Source organism: Arthrobacter sp. HS15c (assembly GCF_040812005.1).
In the GTDB taxonomy this organism is placed as follows: Bacteria; Actinomycetota; Actinomycetes; order Actinomycetales; family Micrococcaceae; genus Arthrobacter.
The window spans coordinates 194,706-211,302 of sequence record NZ_JBFOHM010000001.1 but is presented as its reverse complement, the minus strand read 5'-3'; the positions used below and the strand labels follow the sequence as shown (position 1 = coordinate 211,302).

Annotated in this window: 14 protein-coding genes; 7 read left to right on the top strand and 7 right to left on the bottom strand. The window is 65.3% G+C overall.

The genetic code is table 11. From position 1 onward, the window contains the following. Nucleotides 1-71 precede the first annotated feature (71 nt). Genes ABV518_RS00990 through ABV518_RS00980 form a run of 3 tightly spaced genes read right to left on the bottom strand, consistent with a single transcriptional unit; the run spans nucleotide 72 to nucleotide 3,124 of the window. The gene (locus ABV518_RS00990) at nucleotides 72-1,187 is read right to left on the bottom strand and encodes a ribosome small subunit-dependent GTPase A (RefSeq protein WP_367764993.1); all 1,116 of its coding nucleotides are present in this window, start codon (nucleotides 1,185-1,187) and stop codon (nucleotides 72-74) included. Further along, nucleotides 1,187-2,569 carry a 3-phosphoshikimate 1-carboxyvinyltransferase gene (aroA, locus tag ABV518_RS00985; protein ID WP_367764992.1) on the bottom strand — a complete coding sequence of 461 codons (1,383 nt, stop codon included), beginning with the start codon at nucleotides 2,567-2,569 and terminating at the stop codon, nucleotides 1,187-1,189. Before aroA ends, ABV518_RS00990 begins: the two co-directional genes overlap by 1 nt. Before the next feature lie 6 nt (nucleotides 2,570-2,575). Then, nucleotides 2,576-3,124 carry a DoxX family protein gene (locus tag ABV518_RS00980; RefSeq protein WP_131131624.1) on the bottom strand — a complete coding sequence of 183 codons (549 nt, stop codon included), beginning with the start codon at nucleotides 3,122-3,124 and terminating at the stop codon, nucleotides 2,576-2,578. A 241-nt stretch (nucleotides 3,125-3,365) separates the two neighbouring features. Between ABV518_RS00980 and ABV518_RS00975 the strand changes: the two genes are divergently transcribed. Further along, nucleotides 3,366-4,193, top strand: a complete 828-nt coding sequence (locus ABV518_RS00975) for a sigma-70 family RNA polymerase sigma factor (RefSeq protein ID WP_367765316.1) — start codon at nucleotides 3,366-3,368, stop codon at nucleotides 4,191-4,193. Then, the gene (rsrA, locus tag ABV518_RS00970) at nucleotides 4,190-4,450 is read left to right on the top strand and encodes a mycothiol system anti-sigma-R factor (protein WP_131131627.1); all 261 of its coding nucleotides are present in this window, start codon (nucleotides 4,190-4,192) and stop codon (nucleotides 4,448-4,450) included. The genes ABV518_RS00975 and rsrA overlap by 4 nt, the downstream gene beginning before the upstream one ends. A gap of 270 nt (nucleotides 4,451-4,720) precedes the next feature. Here the strand turns inward: rsrA and ABV518_RS00965 are convergent, their stop codons facing one another. The 4 genes from ABV518_RS00965 to ABV518_RS00950 all read right to left on the bottom strand — a co-directional run bounded on the left by ABV518_RS00965 (nucleotide 4,721) and on the right by ABV518_RS00950 (nucleotide 10,829). After that, the gene (locus tag ABV518_RS00965) at nucleotides 4,721-5,335 is read right to left on the bottom strand and encodes a PadR family transcriptional regulator (protein ID WP_367764991.1); all 615 of its coding nucleotides are present in this window, start codon (nucleotides 5,333-5,335) and stop codon (nucleotides 4,721-4,723) included. Further along, entirely contained in the window at nucleotides 5,335-6,162 is an 828-nt protein-coding gene (locus tag ABV518_RS00960; RefSeq protein WP_367764990.1) for a DUF4097 domain-containing protein, read from the bottom strand. Before ABV518_RS00960 ends, ABV518_RS00965 begins: the two co-directional genes overlap by 1 nt. 95 nt (nucleotides 6,163-6,257) lie before the next feature. Further along, a complete protein-coding gene (locus tag ABV518_RS00955; protein WP_367764989.1) occupies nucleotides 6,258-6,857 on the bottom strand; it encodes a GDSL-type esterase/lipase family protein in 600 nt (199 codons plus the stop codon). 168 nt (nucleotides 6,858-7,025) lie between these two features. Beyond that, nucleotides 7,026-10,829, bottom strand: coding sequence for a multifunctional oxoglutarate decarboxylase/oxoglutarate dehydrogenase thiamine pyrophosphate-binding subunit/dihydrolipoyllysine-residue succinyltransferase subunit (locus ABV518_RS00950; protein WP_367764988.1), 3,804 nt, complete (start codon nucleotides 10,827-10,829; stop codon nucleotides 7,026-7,028). A 526-nt stretch (nucleotides 10,830-11,355) separates the two neighbouring features. On the opposite strand from ABV518_RS00950, the gene ABV518_RS00945 reads away from it, so the two are divergent. The 5 genes from ABV518_RS00945 to ABV518_RS00925 all read left to right on the top strand — a co-directional run bounded on the left by ABV518_RS00945 (nucleotide 11,356) and on the right by ABV518_RS00925 (nucleotide 16,554). Then, the gene (locus ABV518_RS00945; protein ID WP_367764986.1) at nucleotides 11,356-12,696 is read left to right on the top strand and encodes a hemolysin family protein; all 1,341 of its coding nucleotides are present in this window, start codon (nucleotides 11,356-11,358) and stop codon (nucleotides 12,694-12,696) included. Beyond that, nucleotides 12,693-13,763 (top strand): hemolysin family protein, encoded by a 1,071-nt coding sequence (locus ABV518_RS00940; RefSeq protein WP_367764985.1) that lies wholly within the window; start codon nucleotides 12,693-12,695, stop codon nucleotides 13,761-13,763. The genes ABV518_RS00945 and ABV518_RS00940 overlap by 4 nt, the downstream gene beginning before the upstream one ends. Nucleotides 13,764-13,873: 110 nt before the next feature. Beyond that, entirely contained in the window at nucleotides 13,874-14,863 is a 990-nt protein-coding gene (locus tag ABV518_RS00935) for a zinc ABC transporter substrate-binding protein (RefSeq protein ID WP_367764984.1), read from the top strand. After that, complete coding sequence (locus ABV518_RS00930; protein ID WP_367764983.1) at nucleotides 14,864-15,679, top strand: metal ABC transporter ATP-binding protein; 816 nt, start codon at nucleotides 14,864-14,866, stop codon at nucleotides 15,677-15,679. Further along, nucleotides 15,679-16,554 carry a metal ABC transporter permease gene (locus tag ABV518_RS00925; RefSeq protein ID WP_367764981.1) on the top strand — a complete coding sequence of 292 codons (876 nt, stop codon included), beginning with the start codon at nucleotides 15,679-15,681 and terminating at the stop codon, nucleotides 16,552-16,554. Before ABV518_RS00930 ends, ABV518_RS00925 begins: the two co-directional genes overlap by 1 nt. Nucleotides 16,555-16,597 lie beyond the last annotated feature (43 nt).

The window sequence follows — 16,597 nt, the reverse complement described above, 5'->3', positions numbered from 1 at the left end:
GTGGTTGGGGACCCCGGCCACTGGAACCGTCCGGAAAGCGCCCGGTGCCTCTCCAGCCGGGCCAGTCAGGGTCAGTTGACGCTGCCCAGTTCCTTGGTTTCCTGCCCCACCATCCGGGGGTCGGTGCCCAGCAGGCGCCGCAGCGATCCAAGCCTCGCCGGTCCGGTCGGGCCGGCATGGCCCTCGGTGACCCACGCGTCGAGGCCGCAGTTGACGGCGCCTGTGGTGTGTTTGCAGCCACGCTCGCAGGCATCGGTGCCCGGTTCCAGGTCCGGGAAGGACCGGAGGATGCGGTCGGGGTCCACATGGGCCAGGCCGAAGGAGCGGATGCCGGGGGTGTCGATGATCCAGCTACCTGCAGGGGCGTCAGTCAGTTTGAGTGCGAGGGCTGAGGAGGACGTGTGGCGTCCCCGGCCGGTCACGGCATTGACGCCGCCGGTGGCACGCTCCGCCCCGGTCAGGGCATTGACCATGGTGGACTTGCCGACGCCGGAGTGCCCCAGCATGACCGTCACCTTGCCGTCGAGGTGGGCCCGGAGCTGGGCGACGGCATCGCTGTCGAGGCGTGCAGAAAGCCCGTCGTCGGAGCGGGCGTCGATGCCGGACGCTTCGGAGTCGGCCGTGCGGCTGATGATGACCGGGAAGTCCAGGTGTTCGTAGTTGGACAGCAGCTCGGCGGGGTCTTTGACGTCCGCCTTGGTGACCAGGAGCAGCGGCTCGATGCCGGCATCGTACGCGGCCACCAGCGCGCGGTCGATGAAGCCGGTGCGGGGCTCGGGATTGGCGGCAGCCACCACCACCACCAGCTGGTCGGCGTTGGCCACAACCGCCCGCTCGATCGGGTCGGTGTCGTCAGCACTGCGGCGCAGGAGGGTCCTGCGGTCCTGGATCCGGACCAGCCGGGCCAATGTGTCAGGTTCACCGGAGACGTCGCCCACCAGCGAGACAAAGTCACCGGCGACGACGGGGTTCCGCCGGAGTTCCCGTGCCCTGGCGGCGATGATGATCCGCTCTTCACCGGAATCCTCGCCGACAACCGCCGTGTACCTTCCGCGGTCCACGGTGATGATCCGCCCGGTCACTGCGTCATCGTGGCTGGGGCGGTCCTTGGTGCGGGGGCGGGAGCCCTTCTTGCTCGGGCGGATCCGGACGTCGGATTCGTCCCACGAGTCAGTGCTGCGTGCCACTACTCGGCACCAACCGGTACCGCGGTGCCGGGTTCCTGGCCCTGCGCGATCATGTCTGCCCACAGCTGCGGAAAGTCGGGCATGGTCTTGGCCGTGGTGGCGATGTCCTCCACCTCGATGCCCTCCACTGCCAGGCCCAGGATGGCGCCTGCGGTCGCCATCCGGTGGTCCGCGTAGCTGTGCACGACGCCGGCATGCAGTTTGGCCGGGCGGATCACCAGGCCGTCGCTGGTTTCCTCGGCGTCGCCGCCGAGCCGGTTGATCTCGGTGACCAGGGCGGCGAGCCGGTCCGTCTCGTGGCCGCGAAGGTGGGCGATGCCGCTGAGCCGGGAAGGGCCGCTGGCGAGGGCGCAGAGGGCCGCGACGGTTGGGGCGAGTTCGCTGGTTTCGGCAAAGTCCGCACCTTTGATCTCCGGCCCTCCGGTGACCGTGAGGACGCCGTCGGACAGGCTGACCGTGGCGCCCATGTCCGTCAGGATGCTGCGCCAGAGGTCGCCCACCTGCGTAGTGTGAGTGGGCCAGTCAGGGATCCGGACGGTGCCGCCGGACGCCAGGGCAGCGGCGAGGAAAGGACCGGCGTTGGAGAGGTCCTGCTCGATGCGCTGGTCGAACGCCCGGATGGTTCCCGGCGCCACAACCCAGTGGTTGGGGACGGAATCGTCCACCGAGACGCCCACACCGCGAAGGACCGCCACCGTCATGTTGATGTGGTCCAGGCTGGGCACCGGCTTGCCCACATGCTCGAGGTGCAGACCCTCGGTGAACCGCGCGCCCACCAGGAGCAGCGCCGAGACGAACTGCGACGAAGCACTGGCATCGATCACCAGGTGGCCGCCCCGGACTTCCCCGGTTCCGGCAACCTCAAACGGCAGGGAAGCCGGCGTGCCGCCGTCCTCCGCCGCAACGTCCACGCCAAGCGCCTTCAGCGCCTCGATGATCGTCCCCATAGGACGCTTCCTGGCATGCGGGTCGCCGTCGAACGTGCTGACCCCGTTCCGCAGCGAAGCGAGCGGCGGAACAAAACGCATCACCGTACCGGCCAGGCCACAGTCAATCCGGGTCCGCGACGGCGGCGCGTCCTGGCTGAGCGGAATGACCTCAAGGTCCGGGCCGAAGGCGCCATCCCCCGGGACTTCCGTGATCGAAGCGCCCAGCTGCCGCAGGGCCTCGATCATCAGGGCCGAGTCCCTCGAATGCAGCGGGGCGCGGAGCCTGGACGGGCCGTCAGCCAGCGCCGCCAGTACCAGGAACCGGTTGGTCAGGGACTTGGAGCCGGGCACGGTGACGGTGGCGTTGATGGGCCTGGTGGCGAACGGGGCGGGCCAGTTCGGGACTGCTTCGACGGCGTCAGGCTGCGAAACGGCGGTGGTGGATCCGGTCATGCGTCCTTATGCCCCCGTTGCCTGGTCCACTGCACGGCGCACGGCCTTGTCAGCCTTGTGGAGCTTCTTGCCGGTGGTCTTCCGGGCGTCCGCCGCAAGGTGTGAAGCACCCTTCCTGGCGTCGGCGGCGAGGTGTTCCGCGCGCCAGGCCAGGCCGGGCTTGCCGGCCGTATCCACCGAGGCCAGGAGGGCCCCGCCGCTCAGGGAGAGGTTTTTCAGGAGCTGGTTGCGCCGGGCCAGGCGGGCGTCCTTGGTGCTGATGTCCGCGCTGCGCCACTCCACAAAAGTATTAAGGGCCGAGATGACAGTGAGCAGCGTTGCCGAGAGACGCGCGAACTTGCCGAGGCCGAAGAGCACACCGGCGCCCACCTGCACTCCGCCGATGACCCGTGCCAGTGTCTTCTCCTCGGTACGGAAAGGCAGTGAGGCTGTGGCTTTGCGCAGGAGCGGCGACAGTTGCTGGGCAGTGTCGTCGGCGTTCCTGAGCTTGTCCAGTCCGGCGAGTACGAAGCTGGATGCCAGCATAGGCCGGGCGAGAGTACGGACAAAGGACATGGATTTCCTCCTGGGTGGACGAACCGCGTCGAATGCGGCGGAGTCGGTTCTAGTCTTGCACTTTTGGGGAATATTTGCCTGCCGCCAGGGGTTATGGATTGCGGGTCCGGCAGTGCCGGACAAATGCGGCGCACGGCGCGCCCCCTCGGCGGCGGGCAGCAGGCCCGGACGCGCTGAACAGGACAGGGAACGGAGTTGGCCTTTGGGGTTGGTGAAGGACGGTATGGAAGTGGCAGGCCCCGTGGCGATGGACGCGTTGGAATCCGGTGCCCCGGAGTATGGGTCAGCGCGTGCGCAGGGCCTGACAGTAGACTTGAGGGCAATGAGCACCCTGGATCCGGCCCTCGAGGCCATGTATGAGGCCTCCGGAAGCGACGCCAAGACCACCAACGTGCAATCGGGCGCGGTGGAGCCAGGCCCGCAGCAGGCTGAGCAGGCGGTGGACGTTGCCACCGAAAGCACGGAAGAACGCCGGATCCGCTTCGAGCGCGATGCCATGCAGTATGTCGACCAGCTGTACTCGGCGGCCATGCGGATGGCGCGGAACCCGGCTGATGCCGAGGACCTCGTCCAGGAGGCCTACACCAAGGCGTTTTCTGCGTTCCACCAGTACAAGCCCGGCACCAACCTCAAAGCGTGGCTATACCGCATCCTGACCAACACCTACATCAACCTGTACCGCAAGCGGCAGCGCGAGCCGCTGCAGTCGAATTCGGACACCATCGAGGACTGGCAACTGGCCAGGGCGGAGTCCCACACGTCCAGCGGGCTGAGGTCAGCCGAAGCCGAGGCTTTGGACCATCTGCCGGACACTGACGTTAAGAGGGCGCTGCAGGCCATTCCCGAAGAGTTCAGACTGGCAGTGTATTTCGCTGACGTGGAAGGCTTCGCGTACAAGGAAATCTCAGACATCATGAACACCCCCATCGGCACGGTGATGTCCCGGCTCCACCGCGGCCGGAAAATGTTGCGGGACATGCTGGCGGAGTATGCCGCCGAGCGGGGATTCAAAACCGCCGTTGATCCTCAGGACACGGCCGGAAGCACACAACAGGAGAACAGGAAATGAGCGACTGCCAGGGATTGGGCGACTGCGATGACGCCCGGATGCAACGCATCTACGAATATCTTGATGGGGCACTGACCCGTGAGGACATCACGGACATCAAGCACCACCTTGACGACTGCCCGGAGTGCACCCAGCAGTATGACCTTGAATGTGTCATCCGCAACATGGTCAAGCGCTCCTGCACGGAAGCCGCTCCGGAGAACCTGAAAAACGCCATCCTGGACCGGATCCACTCAATCCGCCCGGTCGAGGCCTAAGGGCCGGCTGCAGGCCACACGCCGTAAGAGACGAAGAACCCCGGAAGCCATGTGACTTCCGGGGTTCTTCGTTTGAACCGTCATACCAAAGCTTTTGCTTAGGCGTTGGGGCGCTTGCCGTGGTTCGCGCCGCCACGCTTACGGTCACGACGTTTACGTGCACGCTTGCTCATAGCTGGCCTCCTTAATGTTGGTACTCAAAAGAGCTGCCCTCAAGTCTCCCACATGAAGGCACAGGCCGCGAACCGGAACCGCCTGTGAAGCGGCGGCTCAGCCGGTCAGGGAATTCCGGATGGAAATGCGCGCCTGGTCCAGCACCGTCCGGACCGTTTCGAGTGCCACCGGGCTGAGCGGTTGCCTGCCTGCCTGCAGCCGCAGCTCGACGCGGAGGTCGTCACGGAACGCCTGGAGCAGCATCTCGGCCTCCTTGAGCGTCCGGTGTCCCTCGGGGGACTGCCGGGCGCCTGCTGTGCTGAACTCGCCGTTGCGGACCGATGCCCTCGCTGCCTCGGCCGTTGCGGCGAGGTCTGCCCTCAGGCCGCGCATGTTGGTGCGGATATCGTCGCGGAGGTTGTCCGCCAACCGCCGGACGGAGGCGGAGATGTCATTTTCGACGCCGGCGAGCTCAGCCCGGCGCGTGTTCAGTTCAGCAAGGCCGGCCTGGGTGATGTGGTAGTTGGTGCGGCGGCCGGCCGATTCCGTGGCCACGAGCCCTTCCTCTTCCAGCTTCCCCAGCCGCGGGTAGATGGTGCCGGCGCTGGGGGAGTAAGTGCCGCCGAACCGCTCGTTGAGCGCCTTAATGAGCTCATAACCGTGCTTCGGCCCGGACTCCAGGAGGGCCAGGAGGTAGAGGCGGAGGGCGCCGTGGGCGAAGACAGGAGGCATCAGTGCCCTGTTTCCGGGGTCCCGGCGGGCTGGCTGTGGAAGATCGAGGTCTTGCCCGAGACTGAGTTGGTCCGGACGATCATCAGCTTGCCGTCCGGGCCGGCGATCGTTTCCACCTTGCCGCCGGGCTGGGAGTACTGCTGGTTGTCGATGATCAGGGTCCCGCTGGCCGACTTGGCCACGATGTCCACGCCGACGTCGTGCGGCAGCCGGATGGTCAGGTCGCCGGAAACGGAGTTGGCGCCGAAGTCGTGGGTAAAACCCAGGAGGTCGAAGCTCATCTCTCCGGAGACGGTATTCGCCCGGATGTTGGTGAACCTGCCCGAAGCGGTGACTTCGCCTGAGACGCTCTTGGCGGTCAGGACGCCGTCGTGGTTGCGTGCGATCACTTCGCCGCTGATGGTGTTGACGTGGAGGTCGCCGGCAGTTCCATCCGCCATCACAGAGCCGGACACGGTGTTCAGCCGGGTGTGCCCGCTGATGCCGGACACCAGGCCGTCACCGCTGACCGTCCCCGCTTCCACGTCAACGCCTTCGGGCAGGGCAATGCTGATGACAGCCGAGTTGTTGCTGTTGTGGTTGACCGTCCCCATGAGGTTCTTGAACCACCCCTGCGGCCCGTGCAGCTGGTGCCGGACCTCCAGCCGGCCGTCCACAACGCTGATGGCGACGGGGTCGCCCTGGACGTCGGATACTTCAACCCGCGCAACGGCCTCGGAGTGGGTCACGACGTCGAACCGTCCGCGGACCATTCCCAGCTTCAGCGACGTGACGCCGTCAACGTCGATTACCCGGGGGACGGTGACCGTCCAGCTGGTCTCTGCCATGGATCCTCCAAGATCGAGATATATCGTGTTTGATACCCCACGGTACAACGGCGCGGCGGGACGGTCAAGATATATCGCGAATTGGGGAACGCGGACTATTCGGGGGCGTCCATTCCCAGCCACTGGAACCAGCCCCGGTGAAGGACCAGCCAGGCCATCAGGCCGTAGCCGGACTGGCCGGGCGTGCCGCCGTTCGCTGCAAGGTCCTGGCGCCACTGCTCGTGGTTCAGCAGCGGTGAAAAGGTGTCGACGTAAAGGTGCTTCCGCCTGGTGGTGACGTCGGCGAAGGCGGTGTTGAGTTCCCCCAGCCTGCGGTTCTGGGTGGGATCCAGGGTTGGCGGCGGGCCGACGACAAACACTTCGATCCGGTTCTGTGACGCTGAATCCAAGATGTTGGCCAGGTTCAGGCGGCTGCGTGCGGTGGAGAGGCCGAACTCAATGTCGCGGCCGGACAGTCCGATGACCAGCCGGTTCTCGTGGTGGTCGCTGAACCGCCGGCCGGCTTCCTCAAGCCAGCGGGCAGCCAGGCCCTCGGTTCCTTCCTGCGGGCAGGGGAGGGCATAACTTTCCAACGCCATGCCGTCGTGCGGAGTGCGGGCCAGGACGCGGCCCAGCCAGCCGAGGGCCCTGGGGTCGCCCAGCCCGGCCAGCAGTTCATCTCCAACAGCTGCGATGCGCAGCTTCCTGTCTTCCACAAGTTCCTCTTTACTTCCGTACTGAATGGCGTCCCGTGCCGGTGGCAATGCCGGCAGCGCGGGACGGGCCGGGCACACTGCCCGTTGGATACCCTCGCACCCCATTAAACAGAACTGCCCGGCCGGAGTCTGGTATTTCGACGTCCGGCCGGGCAGCCATGGTGGTCACTAACGGGCGAATGCCTGCTTCAGGAGGGTGTCCTGCTCGGCGGCGTGCCGCTTCATGGAACCGGCGGCAGTGGATGCCGACGCCGGACGGGACACGAGCCGGACCTTGCGGTCAAGCTCGCCCGGGAGGTTGAGGCCCATGAACGGCCACGGCCCCTGGTTGGCGGGCTCGTCCTGTGCCCAGACAACCTCTGCGTTCGGGTACTTGGCCAGCTCTGCCGCGATTTCCGCCGCGGGCAGCGGGTAGAGCTGCTCCACGCGGACGATCGCCGTGGTCTTGTCCTCGGTCTTCTGCCGGGTGGACAGGAGGTCGTAGTACAGGCGGCCGGACACCAACAGCACGCGTTCGACGGCGTCTGCCGCAAGCTGCTCGTGGTCCGCGATGACCGGGCGGAAGCTGCCGGTGGTGAAGTCCTCAACCGAGGATGCGGCGCCCTTGAGGCGGAGCAGCTGCTTCGGCGTGAAGATGATCAGCGGCTTGCGTGGCCGGCTGTAGGCCTGGCGGCGCAGCAGGTGGAAGTGCGATGCGGCCGTCGTCGGGTTGGCCACGATCATGTTCTCCTCGGCACACATCTGCAGGAACCGCTCGATGCGGGCTGAAGAGTGGTCCGGTCCCTGGCCTTCGTAGCCGTGCGGCAGCATCAGCACCAGCGACGAACGCTGGCCCCACTTCTGCTCCGCGGAAGAGATGAACTCGTCGATGATGGTCTGCGCGCCGTTGACGAAGTCGCCGAACTGCGCTTCCCAGAGCACGAGGGCGTCCGGACGCTCCACGGAGTAGCCGTATTCGAAGCCCATTGCCGCGTATTCGGACAGCAGGGAGTCGTAGATCCACAGCTTGGCCTGGCTGTCTGAGAGGTTGCCCAGGGGCAGCCACTCGTTGCCGTTGGAACGGTCGTGGAACACGGCGTGGCGCTGCACGAAGGTTCCGCGGCGTGAATCCTGGCCGGCGAGGCGGACGGGAACGCCTTCCATGATGAGCGAACCGAAGGCTGCGATCTCGCCGAAGCCCCAGTCGATGCCGCCTTCACGGGACATCTGTTCGCGCTTCTCGAGGAGCTGCTTGAGCTTCGAGTGGACGGTGAAGCCCTCGGGAATTTCAAGGTGAGCCTGGCCGATCCGGGCCAGGGTCTCCGGGGAGATGGCCGTGGACGCCGGTGCGTTGGTGCCGAAGTCGGACTGCTGGGCGATGGGACGCTCGATATCCGAGACGGCTGCGGAGTCCGCCGTGATGATCGGGATCGGGGAGGTCTGGGCGGCGTGGGTCTCGGCGAAGACCCGCTCCAGGCGCTCCTGGTAGTCGCGGAGCAGCTGCTCAGCTTCTTCCTCGGTGATGTCGCCACGGCCGATCAGCGACTCGGTGTACAGCTTGCGTACGGAACGCTTGGCTTCGATCAGGTTGTACATCAGCGGCTGGGTCATCGAGGGGTCGTCGCCCTCGTTGTGGCCACGGCGGCGGTAGCACACCATGTCGATCACAACGTCCTTGTGGAAGCGCTGGCGGAACTCGTAGGCGAGCTGGCCGATGCGGACCACTGCCTCCGGGTCGTCACCGTTCACGTGGAACACGGGGGCCTGGATCATCTTGGCGACGTCCGTGGAGTACGTGGACGAGCGCGAGGATGACGGAGCCGTGGTGAAGCCGACCTGGTTGTTTACCACAACGTGGATGGTTCCACCGGTCCGGTAGCCACGCAGCTGGGACAGGTTCAGGGTTTCTGCAACCACGCCCTGGCCGGCGAAAGCGGCGTCACCGTGGACCATGATGGGCAGGACCGGGAAGGCCTCGCCCTGGTCCAGGCGGTCCTGCTTGGCGCGGACGATGCCTTCGAGCACGGAGTCCACGGCCTCAAGGTGCGAGGGGTTGGCGGCGAGGTAAACCTTGGTTTCCTTGCCGTTGTCCGAGGTGAAGGTGCCTTCGGTGCCGAGGTGGTACTTCACGTCACCGGAGCCCTGCACGGAGCGGGGGTCCTGGGTGCCTTCGAATTCGCGGAAGACCTGGGCGTAGGTCTTCCCGGCGATGTTGGTCAGCACGTTCAGGCGGCCGCGGTGGGCCATGCCGATGGCTACCTCGTCGAGGCCGTCATCAGCGGCGTCGGAGATGATCGCGTCAAGCAGCGGAATCAGGGACTCGCCGCCTTCCAGCGAGAAGCGCTTCTGGCCCACGAACTTGGTCTGCAGGAAGGTCTCGAAGGCCTCCGCAGCGTTCAGCTTGGATACGATGCGCAGCTGCTCTTCGCGGCTCGGCTTCGAGTACGCGTGCTCCAGCTGGTCCTGGAACCACTTGCGTTCCTCAGGCTCCTGGATGTGCATGTATTCGATGCCGGTGGTGCGGCAGTAGGCATCGCGGAGGACGCCGAGGATGTCGCGGAACTTGAGCATCGGCTTGCCGCCGAACCCACCGGTGGGCCACTCGCGGTCCAGGTCCCAAAGGGTCAGGCCGTACGTGAGGACGTCAAGGTCGGGGTGCTTGCGCTGGACGTACTCCAGCGGATCGGTGTCAGCCATCAGGTGGCCGCGCACACGGTAGGAGTGGATCAGCTGCTGGATGCGTGCGACCTTGTTGATCTGGTCGGCGGGGTCAACCTGCAGGTCCGGGCTCCAGCGGACGGGCTCGTACGGGATGCGCAGGGCTTCGAAGATCTCGTCGTAGAAGTTCTGTGCACCGAGCAGCAGCTGGTGCACGAGCTTCAGGAATTCACCGCTGCCGGCTCCCTGGATGACGCGGTGGTCATACGTGGAGGTCAGTGTGAGGACCTTGCTGATCGCGTTGTGCGCGATGATCTTTTCGCTCGCACCCTGGAACTCGGCCGGGTAGTCCAGCGCGCCGACGCCGATGATGGCGGCCTGGCCCTTGGAGAGGCGGGGCACGGAGTGGACGGTGCCGATGCCGCCGGGGTTCGTCAGGGAGACGGTGGTGCCCTGGTGGTCGTCAGCGGTCAGCTTGCCGTTGCGGGCACGCTTGATGAGGTCCTCATACGTGTGCCAGAACTCGGAGAAGTTGAGGGTCTCCGCCTTCTTGATGTTCGGAACCATCAGCAGGCGGGTTCCGTCGGGCTTGGGCATGTCGATGGCGATGCCGAAGTTCACGTGGGCCGGCTGGACCGCGACGGGCTTGCCGTCCACCTCGTCGTAGTACACGTTCATGGACGGGAACTGGGACAGGGCCCGGATGACGGCGTAGCCGATCAGGTGCGTGAAGGAGACCTTGCCGCCGCGGGCACGCGCCAGGTTGGAGTTGATGACCACGCGGTTGTCGATCAGCAGCTTGGCCGGGATCGCACGGACGCTGGTAGCAGTGGGGACCTCAAGGCTGGTCACCATGTTCGTGGCAATGGCCTTGGCCGGGCCGCGAAGGACGGAGATGACGTCTTCCTCAGGCGCGGTGGGTGCCTTGACATTCTTGGGGAGCTGGGCGGGGATCGGCTGGGATCCGGTTCCAGGCTCGGTCTTCTTCGCGCCGTCGCGCGCCACGGTGGCCGGTGCCTTCTTAACGGGTGCCGGGGGAGCAGCGGGGGCAGGTGCCGCTTCGGCAGGTGCGGCCGGCTGCGCTGCCGGCGACGTTGCCGGAGCTGCGGAGGCCTGGGCTACGACGGGCATTTCGCGGGTTGCGGGATGTGCAACCGCGAGGGCCGAATTCCCGTTGGAGGAAGAACCGCTGCCCGAGTCGAAGGATTCGAACAGGGGCCACCACTTGGCATCCACCGCGTTTTTGTCCTGCTGATACTGCTCGTACAGTTCGTCAACGAGCCACTCGTTTCCGCCAAATTCCTCTGGTAGACGGTGGCTAGGCTGCTCTGGCACTTGAAATACGCCTCTTCCATGAGTTTGATTTCTCTCTGGCCGCCACGGTGCCTCAGCACAACATCCGAACCAGTCTCTGCGTCCTCTGAACCCAGACCTTTGCCAGTCTAATGAGCATTCTGTATTAACTGCCAATAAGGGTGACCCAAATCATGAAGTGACGCGCAGAATGCCAAATATGGCGGCGGTGAACCTCGCCGGAGGCTGATGGATGCCTGCGGCTGGCAGCCCCTCCGGAGGCCGGGATCTGCTCCTGTAGACTGAAATTCTTATGGACAGTAAATCTAGGTGCCGGCCTGGGGGCTGTCAGCGGAGCACGAAGTACAGCACCGCGCAGCCGACCCGCCGAGCCGGCAAACCCCGAACACGCGCCCATCACACTCCGTCGCTCCACGCCGCCGGAGCCTTCAAGGAAACAGCGTCCGCTTCGGCGGACCATCCTCCGCCGGGCAGTCGGCCCCGGATCCATCCTGCGACAGTGACCTGCGCCAGCAATCCGCCCCAGCATCACCGGGCGGGATGCTGAATGGAATGGTTGCTCCTCGCGGCAGGACTCCTGCTGATCGCCGGCACCGGCTTCTTCGTCGCCGTCGAATTTTCCCTTATTGCCCTGGACCAGGCCACTGTCCAGCGCGCGATCGACAACGGTGATACCCGTGCCGTTCCGCTGCTCAAGTGCCTGAAGTCCCTTTCCACCCAGCTCTCCAGTTGCCAGCTTGGCATCACGCTGACCACTCTCCTGACCGGTTACGTCATGGAACCGTCCGTCGGCAAGCTCCTCGAGGGGCCACTGACCGCCGTCGGGATTCCTGCAACGGCGGCCGCGTCCGTGTCCCTGGTCATCGCGATGGTGCTGGCTACCCTGCTGTCCATGCTGCTGGGCGAACTGGTGCCCAAGAACATGGCCATCGCTTTGTCCTTCCGTGTGGGACGGGCCCTCGCGAGGCCGCAACTCATGTTCACGGCCATCTTCAGACCGGCCATCGTGGTCCTCAACGGGTTCTCCAACAAGGTGCTCAACGTTTTCGGCCTTGAAGCCAAGGAAGAGATTTCCGGTGCCCGGACCCCTGCCGAGCTCGCCTCCCTGGTACGGCGTTCCGCTGCCATGGGAACGCTCGACGCCGGCACTGCCAACTTCGTGGCACGGACACTGAACTTCTCGGCCCGGACCGCGGCGGACGTGATGACCCCGCGGATCCGCGTGGAAACCATCGACGCCGACCAGCCCGTTTCGGACATCGTGGACGCCGCCCGGCGCACGGGATACTCGAGGTTCCCGGTCATCGGCGAATCGGCCGATGACATCAGGGGCCTGGTCCACGTCAAGAAGGCGGTGGCGGTTCCCTCGGACCGCCGGCCCAACCTGGAAGCCGGCGCCATCATGACCGACGTCCTCAGGGTCCCGGAGACCATCCACCTGGACGCCCTCCTGGCGGAACTTCGCGAGGGAAACCTCCAGCTCGCCGTCGTCCTCGACGAGTACGGCGGTACCGCGGGCATTGCAACCCTCGAAGACCTGGTCGAGGAAATCGTGGGCGAGGTGGCGGACGAACATGACAAGGTCCGGCCCGGGCTCCTCCAGAGCGCGTCGGGGGACTGGTACTTCCCCGGGCTCCTGCGTCCGGACGAACTGTCGGAGCAGATTCCAGGCCTGACCGTTCCCGACGAAGCGGCCTACGAAACCGTGGGCGGCTACGTCATGAGCGAACTGGGCCGCATCGCCGCCGTCGGGGATACCGTTGCGGTGGGCGGCGGAACCCTCAGCGTCACCCGCATGGACGGGCGCAGGATCGACAGGATCTGTTTCCGCCCGGCCGCGCCCGACACAGACGCTGAAGCTGCCCCGAATGACAGGACCGAACGATGAGTGACTGGGCCGGAATCTTCTGGCTGATCGTCCTGCTGCTGGGCAACGCGTTTTTTGTCGCTGCCGAGTTCGCGGTGATGTCGGCCAGGCGCAGCCAGATTGAACCGCTGGCCGACGCCGGTTCGAAGCGGGCGCAGACCACCCTTCGGGCCATGGAGAACGTGTCGCTCATGCTGGCGTGCGCCCAGCTCGGCATCACAGTCTGTTCGCTGCTGATCCTGCTGGTGGCCGAACCTGCCATCCACCACCTGCTGGCTGCTCCGTTGGAAACCGTCGGACTGCCGATGGAAATTGCGGATGTGGCGGCTTTTGCGGTTGCCCTGATGGTGGTGACCTTCCTCCATGTGACCTTCGGTGAGATGGTGCCGAAGAACATCTCGGTATCCGTGGCTGACAAGGCTGCACTCTTTCTGGCGCCGCCGTTGATGTTTGTTGCCCGCCTGGTCAGGCCTGTGATCGTAGCCTTGAACTGGTCGGCCAACCACATCCTCAAGCTCCTCCGGATTGAACCCAAGGACGAGGTGAACTCATCGTTCACCCTCGAGGAAGTCCAGTCGATCGTTCAGGAGTCCACCCGCCACGGGCTGGTGGATGACGACGCCGGGCTGATCACCGGTGCGCTGGAATTTTCCGAACACACGGCCTCCGACATCATGGTGCCGCTGGAGAAGCTGGTCATGCTGAAGGCTGCCACGACGCCGGTGGACTTCGAGAAGGCAGTCAGCAGAACCGGCTTTTCCCGGTTCCCCATGCTGGATGACGATGACATGCTCTACGGCTATCTTCACGTGAAGGACGTGCTGTCCATCCCTGACACGGACTATCAGCATCCCATCGCGGAAAGCCGGATCCGTTCGCTGGCCAACCTTGCGCTGGGGGACGAGATCGAAAAGGCAATGTCCGTGATGCAGCGCACCGGTTCGCACCTCGCCCGCGTCATCGGCCCGGACGGCCAGACGCAGGGAGTGCTGTTCCTGGAGGACGTGATCGAGCAGCTGGTCGGTGAAATCCGGGACGCAACGCAGGCCACCGGCATCCGGCGGCTCGGCCAGCCCAACGGCGACTGATTCGTCTCCCTGGAGGCGCCGGGGACTTTTCTAAATAGGAATCATTCCCATTTAGGGTTAGACTTTCCGGAGTTGCTTTGCTTCCATTCCTGAAATGATCTGAGGTTTCCGTGCGCCGTCCTGCCGTCCGTACATCCCTGGCCGCCCTCGCTGGACTGGGCCTGCTGCTGTCCGCCTGTTCCGCTGAGGGTTCGCCCTCGGGCACCTCCTCGTCGGCTGGCGGAATCAACGTTGTTGCCTCAACGAACGTCTACGGCGACATCGCCAAAGCTGTCGGCGGCGACAAGGTCAACGTCACGGCGATCATCAACAAGACCAGCCAGGACCCGCATTCCTACGAGGCCACGGCCCAGGACCGGCTGCTGGTGTCCAAGGCCGAAGTGGTGATCGAGAACGGCGGCGGGTACGACGGGTTCATCCACACGCTGGCCGACGACAGCAACATCCCGCACAGCAGCATTGTCAGTGCCGTGGAAATATCGGGACTGGCACCGGAGGAGGACGCCTCGGCGTCCTCCACAGCCGCATCCAGCGCACCGGCCGACGATCACGGACATACGCATGAACACGGTGACTTCAACGAACACGTCTGGTACAGCCTTCCAGCGATGGGGAAACTGGCAGATGAACTCGCTGCCAAGTTCGGCGAAGCGGAGCCGGGTTCAGCGGCCACGTTCGAGGCCAACGCTGCCACGTTCAAGTCCGGCCTGGAGGAACTCACCGGCAAGCTGGCAGCCCTGTCCGCAGCGGGGGCCGGAACTCCCGTGGCGGTGACCGAGCCCGTCCCGCTGTATCTGTTTGAGGCGGCCGGGCTGGAGAACAAAACGCCGGCGGACTACACTGCTGCGATCGAAGAAGGCACGGACGTGCCGCCCGCCGTTCTGAAGGCGGCCACCGACCTTGCCGGTTCCAAGGACCTGGGCTTCCTGGCGTACAACCTGCAGACCGAAGGCGCCCAGACCGAGGCGCTGAAAAAAGCGGCGGAAACAGCGGGTGTTCCGGTCGTCGACTTCAGCGAAACACTGCCTGAGGGCAAGACGTACCTGCAGTGGATGACGGACAATGTGGAGAACATCAGCAAAGTTTTGGAGAAAAAGTAGTTGAAACCGGTTGTGAGCCTCCGCGGGGCGTCCCTGCAGTTCGGTAAGAGGGCGCTCTGGGAGGATCTCGACCTGGACATCCGGCCCGGTGAATTCTTTGCCGTGCTGGGGCCCAACGGAAGCGGCAAGACCAGTTTCCTGAAAGTACTGCTCGGCCTCCAGCAGCTGCACTCCGGCACCGCCAGCCTTGGAGCCCATCCGGTGGAACGGGGGAGCCGGATGATCGGTTACATCCCGCAGCAGAAGTCGTTTGCCCCGGACACTCCAATGCGGGCCCGGGACCTGGTGGGCCTTGGCGTCGACGGCCACCGCTGGGGCTTGCGGCTCGGGTCCGGCAGGGCAAACCGCAGGATCGATGAGCTCCTGGAACTCGTCGGTGCCGCCGACTATGCCAAGGTTCCGGTGGGGCAGCTCTCCGGCGGTGAACAGCAGCGCCTCCGCGTCGCCCAGGCATTGGCGACGGACCCGAAGGTACTGCTGTGCGACGAACCGCTGTTGTCCCTGGACCTCCACCACCAGCAAGCGGTCAGTGCCCTCATTAACAAGCAGTGCCGCGAACAGAACAGCGCCGTGGTCTTTGTTACGCACGAGATCAATCCGATCATCGATTACGTGGACCGCGTGCTGTACCTGGCCGGAGGCCGGTTCCGGGTCGGAACTCCGCAGGAAGTCATGACCACGGAAGTCCTTTCCGACCTGTACGGCAGCCACGTGGAAGTCATCCACGCAAACGGACGCATCGTCGTCGTCGGGCTTCCGGACGCAACCACACACCACCATGCCGATGTCCACGCCACCGCCGGCGAGGTGGCGTGATGGACGCCGACAGCATCATCGGGTCAATCTTCAGCTTCGAAAACTACGGCGAACTCCTCGTCCTGGTCCAGAACTCCATCTGGGCCGGGGCTGTCCTGGGCCTGCTGGGCGGGCTCGTGGGGACGTTTGTGATGAAGCGGGACCTCGCCTTCGCAGTCCACGGCATTTCCGAACTCTCCTTCGCCGGGGCGGCCTTCGCACTGCTCATCGGCGCGGACATCGTCTTCGGTTCGCTCATCGGGTCCGTGGCGGCCGCGCTGCTCCTCGGGCTGATGGGCGTCCGGGCCAGGGACAAGAATTCAATCATCGGCGTGATCATGCCGTTCGGACTGGGACTGGGCATCCTGTTCCTGTCCCTCTACGAAGGCCGGGCCGCCAACAAGTTCGGCCTGCTGACGGGCCAGATCGTTTCCGTTGACACCGTCCAGCTGCAGGCCCTCGCCGGGACAGCCGTGGTTGTCATGGTGGCTTTGGTGATCATTTGGCGGCCGCTGAACTTTGCCAGCGTCGACCCTGAACTCGCGGAAGCCCGCGGGGTTCCGGTGCGGACGCTGGCCCTGGTGTTTATGGTCCTGCTGGGCGTCAGCGTGGCGCTGTCCATCCAGGTGGTGGGTGCCCTGCTGGTCCTGGCCCTGCTCATTACCCCCGCGGCAGCTGCCCTGCGGGTCACGTCCTCACCGGTGACTGTGGTGGTGCTGAGCGTGGCATTTGCGATGGTTGCGACCGTGGGCGGCATCCTGCTGGCCCTCGGCGGCCGCATTCCGATCAGCCCCTACGTCACCACGCTGTCATTCCTGATCTACGTCGTGTGCCGGGTCATCGGCACGGTCCGCGCCAAACGTGGGCTCAACGGCAGGTTGCTGCACGCGGCCTGACTGGCTGGAGCGGGCTCCGGTCAGCGTTCGACGGCGGGCCGCG

Excerpts from the sequence above, each read along its gene's own strand:
- ABV518_RS00965 (WP_367764991.1), bottom strand. The coding sequence starts at position 5,335 with ATGCCTCCTGTCTTCGCCCACGGCGCCCTCCGCCTCTACCTCCTGGCC.
- ABV518_RS00945 (WP_367764986.1), top strand. The coding sequence starts at position 11,356 with ATGGAATGGTTGCTCCTCGCGGCAGGACTCCTGCTGATCGCCGGCACC.
- ABV518_RS00980 (WP_131131624.1), bottom strand. The coding sequence starts at position 3,124 with ATGTCCTTTGTCCGTACTCTCGCCCGGCCTATGCTGGCATCCAGCTTC.
- ABV518_RS00925 (WP_367764981.1), top strand. The coding sequence starts at position 15,679 with ATGGACGCCGACAGCATCATCGGGTCAATCTTCAGCTTCGAAAACTAC.
- ABV518_RS00940 (WP_367764985.1), top strand. The coding sequence starts at position 12,693 with ATGAGTGACTGGGCCGGAATCTTCTGGCTGATCGTCCTGCTGCTGGGC.
- ABV518_RS00960 (WP_367764990.1), bottom strand. The coding sequence starts at position 6,162 with ATGGCAGAGACCAGCTGGACGGTCACCGTCCCCCGGGTAATCGACGTT.
- aroA (WP_367764992.1), bottom strand. The coding sequence starts at position 2,569 with ATGACCGGATCCACCACCGCCGTTTCGCAGCCTGACGCCGTCGAAGCA.
- rsrA (WP_131131627.1), top strand. The coding sequence starts at position 4,190 with ATGAGCGACTGCCAGGGATTGGGCGACTGCGATGACGCCCGGATGCAA.